The organism is uncultured Campylobacter sp. (assembly GCF_938031315.1).
Lineage (GTDB): Bacteria > Campylobacterota > Campylobacteria > Campylobacterales > Campylobacteraceae > Campylobacter_B.
Map to the genome: position 1 here is coordinate 1 of NZ_CALHHT010000084.1, position 5,159 is coordinate 5,159.

4 protein-coding genes are annotated in these 5,159 nt (G+C 44.3%); 3 read left to right on the plus strand and 1 reads right to left on the minus strand.

Features of this window, described 5'->3' with window-relative positions; genetic code table 11:
• The first annotated feature begins 51 nt into the window (after positions 1 to 51).
• Complete coding sequence (locus Q0236_RS02270; RefSeq protein ID WP_297914575.1) at positions 52 to 714, plus strand: hypothetical protein; 663 nt, start codon at positions 52 to 54, stop codon at positions 712 to 714.
• A 163-nt stretch (positions 715 to 877) separates the two neighbouring features.
• Here Q0236_RS02270 and Q0236_RS02275 read toward each other — a convergent pair whose 3' ends face one another.
• Entirely contained in the window at positions 878 to 1,936 is a 1,059-nt protein-coding gene (locus tag Q0236_RS02275; protein WP_297914579.1) for a DUF3137 domain-containing protein, read from the minus strand.
• 493 nt (positions 1,937 to 2,429) lie between these two features.
• Between Q0236_RS02275 and Q0236_RS02280 the strand changes: the two genes are divergently transcribed.
• Together Q0236_RS02280 and Q0236_RS02285 are read left to right on the plus strand one after the other, a co-directional pair.
• Positions 2,430 to 3,326, plus strand: a complete 897-nt coding sequence (locus Q0236_RS02280) for a radical SAM protein (protein WP_297914582.1) — start codon at positions 2,430 to 2,432, stop codon at positions 3,324 to 3,326.
• A 700-nt stretch (positions 3,327 to 4,026) separates the two neighbouring features.
• Positions 4,027 to 5,106, plus strand: coding sequence for a dihydroxy-acid dehydratase (locus Q0236_RS02285; protein ID WP_297914585.1), 1,080 nt, complete (start codon positions 4,027 to 4,029; stop codon positions 5,104 to 5,106).
• The last annotated feature ends 53 nt before the right edge of the window (positions 5,107 to 5,159 follow it).

Consider the following 5,159-nt stretch of genomic DNA (forward strand, 5'->3'; position numbering starts at 1 on the left):
TATTTTGGAGCATATAAAACGCTTTAAAATTCTATTTATAAAGAGCTAAATTTGGATAAATTTAAAATCAGCACTACGCTAGAAAAAGCCGAGTCTAGAGACTACGACAAATATCCGATAATCATCAAAGACAACGCAATAGAGATGATAAAGCTATATCTACCGTTTCTATTTCTTTTAGATATTATTTCATACCTCTCCCCGTATAGGCATCCCGGAGAGCTAACTAGGCAACCAAAAGAGCTCGGAAGCTGCTATATTAAATTTAAGAATTCCGCCATAGAGTATTTTTCTACGAAGAAGAATTTAGTCCTGCTCGAAATAAAATTATCAAATATAGTGGGGATAAAACGAACCTTTGGGCCTTCCCAACCCCAATTGCCGACAATCACAAAAAAGTTTGTAATTAGCGTCGTTATGATCTACTTCGTTTTGATGTCCGCGGTTTTTTACTTTAAGGGCTATGCGATAGCCCCATTCGTGGTACTGATAGCATTTGGGCTCGGCATTCTTCCGCTACTGATTTTTAGATTAGTAAACGGGCTAGGGCTTGGACTGGATATGCTAAGCGGCGATAGTTTGATCATCTTTGATAAGCATTTCATTATCGACGCCTCGATTTTAACGAGCAGCGAATACAAGGAGCTAAAAACCTATTTTCTACTAAAAACGGGAAAAAATTTAGACAAAATCCGGCCACAAATTTTTATATAAGCAGGAAGCAGGTTTAGACGTAAAGCAAGAATTTGATAAGCAGCTAAGCGATAAACATTTACAAAATAGCCTCGTATGAAATCAAAATTTAATAAAGAACTAGACGGACCAAATTATCTTTTAAGAGTTAAAAATTTTTAGCAAAAATACCGCTCAAATTTTATTAAATCCAAATCCTCACATTCAGTTTTAAAATTTTAACGATACTCAAAAAGTTTAAAATTTCGCTCTTTATCTCGCTTGCGGGGTCGCGGCGCAGCACGCTTTCATAGACGCTAGGCTCGAAATTATCGCGCCCGGTGTGCACGAAAATATGGATCCGCCGCTCTCTGATACTCGCCCAGATCTGCGCTCCCATCGCGTCGCCCACCGCCAAAAACCGCTCCATAAATGCGGGCGTTAGCACGTACATCGCGTTTTGCGGCTCATCGCTTAGCACCTTGTAGCGCGCGGCAAACTCCACGTTATCCATCGCAACGGGCTTTAGACCTATGTGCTGTTTGTTTTGTATCTCGCGCGGATAGATGAAAACGGGCGCGATGATGCGTTTGTTAAATTCCGCTACGAAAAACGCCCCCGCGAGCTCGTGCTGCAAATTTTGATGAAAAAAGCTCACGTCGCTAAACTCGAAGCTCACCCCCTGCCACGCGCCGCCCACGCGGTCGTTGCCGCGCAGATTTTCGATGAACTCGAACAGATCGCTCTGCACCACGCGCCAAAACGGCACGCTGCCGTAGGAGACGTATTCGTAGCCCAGCTCGCGCACGAAAGGCGCCAGATAGTGCTGCTTGTAGCTTTGGCGATACCGCCCCGTAAAGATCTCTTGCATGCTTTTTACGCCGAGCGCGTAAAGCCGCGCCGCTAGCCACGCCCCAAGCGCGAGCGCAGCCAAGCCTATCAACGCCTGCGGCAAGGCTGCGGAGTATTTGAAGATCAAAAACGAGATCGCGACCGCGCCAAATTTCAAAATATTTTCCGTGCCGATGAGATCCTTTTGCCAGCCGTTTAAGTGCACCTCGCGCAGGCTCACGGCGAGCGAGGCGACCGCCAGCAGCATAAGCATCGTCGCGCTAGAGCTCTGCACGCCCTGCCTGCGCACAAAATACGCGATGACGCCGAATACCGCAAACAGGGCGATCGTGCTTATGACGGCGAGCAGCTTTAGCTGCTCCACGTGCTTTTTCGCGTCCAGCCGCAGGCGCTCCAAATCGTAAATAGTCAAAATTTCGCCCTTCTTTAAATTTGCCCGCAATTTTAGCAAAATTCTGGGAATTTTGGAATTTCAAAGCTCGCTCGTCCGCACATAAGGTGAATTTTTTATGAATTTCGCACAGCCCCCTAAATTTAAGGATAAATTCAAAGCTCTAAGTTTAAAATTCCGTCCCTGCGGGGGCGGTGCGCGGAAATGAAATTTCGCATAAAAGTAGCGCCAAATTTCAGCGTGCGGAAGTTAAATTTCAAGGCATAAATTTGCTACGTAGAATTTTCAAGGCTCGATGCAAAGCGTTATTGGCGCGAGGCTTAAGATCGGTATAAACTTGCTACGTAAAATTTAAAAGCGGGATTTCCTAGCTAAATTTTTAAAAGCAAATTTCAATAAAATTTCACGAGGCAGAATTTCAAATTAAAATTTTGAAAATTAAATTCCGCAAAGTAAAATTTAAAGCAAAATTCTGCGCGCAAGCAAACCCCGCAAATCAAATCATGGAGCAAAAATGAGATATATTTTCGGGCCCGTCACCTCGCGTAGGTTCGGGCGCAGCCTCGGCATCGATCTTAGCCCGCAGCGCAAGCAGTGCAACTTCAACTGCGTCTATTGCGAGCTGGGCGCGGGCAAGCCGGTAAGTGCGATGAGCGAGCCCTGTGAGATCGGCCCGGTCATCGCCGAGCTGAAAACCGCGCTGCAAAACCACGCAGGCATTGACGTCATCACGATCACGGCAAACGGCGAGCCCACGCTGCATCCGCGCTTTGCAGAGCTCGTGGACGCGCTAAAAGCGCTGCGTCTGCCGCAGAAGCTACTCGTTTTGTCAAACGGCTCGCTCGTGCGCGAAAACAGCGCGGCGCTAGCGAAGCTTGATATCTGCAAATTTTCGCTAGATAGCGTACTTGCGAGGAGCTTTCGCAAGGTAGACGGCCCGCACGCGGGCATTGACGCCGAGGATATCGTAAGCGCGATCGCGGATTTTGCGCGTGAGTTTCGCGGCGAGCTTGATATCGAAATCCTAGTCGTGCGCGGGCTAAACGACACGCAGGAGGACTTTGCGGCGCTGAATGCGGCTTTAGCTCGCATCAATCCGCACCGCGTAGATATTGGCACTATAGATCGTCCGCCCGCATACCGCGTAGAGGGGGTGAGCGAAGCGCAGCTGCGCTACCTAGCCACTTTCATCGAAAATCAAAACGTAAATATCATCGCCGCGCCCAAATACGCAAGCGAACGGTTAAGTTTTAGCGAGGATGAGATATTGCATACTTTGGCACGTCGTCCGCAGCGCACGAGCGACGTGGAGGCGATGTTTGACGAAGCGAGCGCACAGCTTTTAAAGCGCCTTGCGGATGCGGGTAAGGTTGTTTTTAAGGACGGCTACTATAAAATCGCCAAGAAATAGCGGCGGAATTGCGAGGTAGAATTTCGTTTCGTAATTTAATGGCAAAATTTTATCGAGATTTCGCAGGTGGAATTTTGCGTCCAAATTTTTAATAGGTGAAATTTTACGTAAATAACCCGCGATGATGTGATGAAATAATAGGGCGGGTAATCCAGATTTAAAATTCTGCAAAGAATAAATTTAATCGACGAAAATTCTAATGGCAAAAATGCGAGCGTAAATGCTTCGGCTACAGAAAATTCCGATATCAAAAAATATAATTCTAAAAATTCCGCCTCGCAGAATTCTAACAGCGAAGATCAGGGTGCCGAAAATTCTAACGGCAAAAATCAAGGTGCCAAAAATTCTAGCGCGCAAAATGATGGTGCGTAAAATTTAGCTCGCATGATAAAAAATGAAGCTACGTTAAAATTTAAAAATTTCACAGCCTGCCCGCGCTCTTTTTTGGATCCGCACAAATCTCGCGCGAGCAGGCGCAGCTCTTTGCTGCGCGCGTTCCGCCGAAGCCGTTTGCCTCGAAAGATTAAGCGCCGAAGCAACGCCGAGCGGAGTGGGTAAAAATTTAAAAAATCAAAATTTTAAAAGCCTAAATTTTAAAAACCAAAACGCTACGAGTACGAATTGCGAGGCAGGACGCTACATAGATTTTAGTGCGGATTATGACATAAATCTCGTCAAGGGTCACGGCATAAACCAAAGTATGACTTACTACGACATACGCCCTAGTGCAGATCTCGATATAATTTCTAACGCAGATTATGATATAAATTCCAATAGGCATCGCGCCGTGAATTTTAAAATTTCAAACGCAAATTTAAAAGCGAATTTAGCAGTTTTAAAAGCAGATTTAAGACCGAGCGACATTTTGACAAGAGAAGCGTTTGAAAATGCAGTTGCAGTGGATATGGCACTTGGAGGATCTTCTAATACAGCTCTGCATTTACCTGCGATTGCTCATGAAGCTGGAATTGACTTGACTTTAAGTGATTTTAATGAAATTGCGCAAAAAACTCGTCAAATTTGTAAATTATCGCCATCTGGAGAATACTTCATTGAAGACTTGTATAGAGCGGGTGGAGTTACTGGAGTTATGAAGAGATTACTTGAAAATGAAAGATTACATGGAGATGCAAAAACTGTAGCATTGCAAACACAAGGAGAATTGGCAAAAGATGCATTCATTAATGATGACGATGTAATCAAACCTTGGGATAAACCAGCTTACACAACAGGTGGAATTGCAGTTCTTAAAGGAAATCTTGCAGAAGATGGTTGTGTTGTAAAAGAAGGAGCAGTTGATAAAGAAATGCTTGTTCACTCTGGACCTGCAAAAGTATTTAACAGTGAAGAAGAAACTATAAAGGCAATGAGAGAAAAGAAAATAGTTGCTGGAGATGTTGTTGTTATCAGATATGAAGGACCAAAAGGTGGACCTGGAATGAGAGAAATGCTTGCACCTACTGCTACAATAGCTGGTATGGGCTTAGGAAAAGATGTAGCCCTTATAACTGATGGAAGATTCTCAGGAGCAACAAGAGGAGCATCTATTGGGCATGTATCACCTGAAGCTGCTGCTGGTGGAACAATAGCAATAGTTCAAGATGGAGATATTATTGAAATAGATATTCCAAATAGAAAAATAAATGTAAAACTTTCTGATGAAGAAATAGCAAGAAGAAAAGCAGAATTAAAACCTTATGAGCCTAATGTTAAAGGATATCTAAAAAGATATGCAGCACATGTTTCATCAGCTGCCTCTGGGGCTATCTATATAGAATAAAAATAGTTCATTGCTAGCTAAATTTCTTAACGCTGAAAAATTAACGTTCGCTG

What these genes read in the sequence shown, in the direction of transcription:
- Q0236_RS02280 (WP_297914582.1), top strand. Translation starts at nt 2,430, where the DNA reads ATGAGATATATTTTCGGGCCCGTCACCTCGCGTAGGTTCGGGCGCAGC.
- Q0236_RS02285 (WP_297914585.1), top strand. Translation starts at nt 4,027, where the DNA reads ATGACTTACTACGACATACGCCCTAGTGCAGATCTCGATATAATTTCT.